Origin of the sequence: Teichococcus deserti, from assembly GCF_001982615.1 — a bacterium.
GTDB classification, from domain to species: Bacteria; Pseudomonadota; Alphaproteobacteria; order Acetobacterales; family Acetobacteraceae; genus Pseudoroseomonas; species Pseudoroseomonas deserti.
This window is the reverse complement of sequence record NZ_MLCO01000420.1, coordinates 1-1,046: the sequence shown is the minus strand read 5'-3', so window position 1 is coordinate 1,046 and position 1,046 is coordinate 1. Positions and strand designations below refer to the sequence as shown.

1 protein-coding gene is annotated in these 1,046 nt (G+C 74.2%); it reads left to right on the top strand.

Translation table 11 applies throughout. The annotated features are described in order from the left end of the window. The coding region (locus tag BKE38_RS28410) for a hydrogenase large subunit (RefSeq protein ID WP_076960505.1) at nucleotides 1-1,046 on the top strand (1,046 nt) is incomplete at both ends.

Genomic DNA, 1,046 nt, shown 5'->3' with positions numbered 1-1,046 from the left:
GTCCCCCTCCCGCCCGGCCGCCGCCTGGTTCGAGCGCGCCATCGCCGATCTCTGGGCTTGGCAGGCTGAGGGCGGCAGCGATGCCCGCCCCTGGCTGGACCATGGCCGCTGGGCTTTGCGCGCGCCGCTGTCGTCCGAGCCCCCGCCGCGCATCGGCGAGCCGCCGCAGCCGGTCTTCCTGCCCGCCGAGGGCGAGGGCGTGCACCAGTTCCCGCTCGGCCCGGTGATGGGCAGCCTGGGCGAGCCGGCGCATCACCGCTTCCAGGTCCTGGGAGAAACCATCGTTCGGCTGGAGGTGCTGCTGGGCTACACCCATAAGGGCCTGCCGGCGCTGTGGCGCGGCCAGCCGCCCTTGCGCGCCGCGCCCTTCATCGCGCGGCTGTCCGGCGATTCCACCGTGGCCCATGCCTGGGCTTTCGCCGGCGCCGTCGAGCGCGCCCTGGGCGTCGAGCCGCCGCCGCGGGCTGTGGCGCTGCGCGGCGTCCTGGCTGAGCTGGAGCGGCTGGCCAACCATCTGCGCGACATCGGCGCGCTCAGCGGCGAGGCCGGCTTCGCCTGGCCCCAGGCGCGGCTGGGCGCGCTCTGCGAGGTGCTGCTGCGCGCCTCGGAGGCCGCCTTCGGCCACCGGCTGCTGATGGACCGCGTCATCCCGGGCGGGCTGGCCGCCGACATCTCGCTGGACGGGCGGGAAGGGCTGCGTGCCGCGCTGCGCCTGGTCGCCGCTGAGCTGCCCTCGATCCGCGACGTCATGGAGGAGCATGCCAGCCTGCAGGACCGCATCTCCGGCTGTGGTGTGCTGAAGCCGGAATGGGCTTCTTTGCTGGGGGCGGGGGGTATCGTCGGCCGGGCGGCCGGGCGCGGCTTCGATGCGCGGCGCGACCTGGCCTATCCGCCCTATGACCAGCACCCGCCGACGGTGCCCCAGGCCAGCGCCAGCGATGTCGAGGCCCGCCTGACCCTGCGCCTGGAAGAAATTTCTGTCGGATTGCCGCTGATTGAGGCGCTGCTCGACAGCCTGCCGCAGGGCGGGGTTTCGGCTGTCTCGT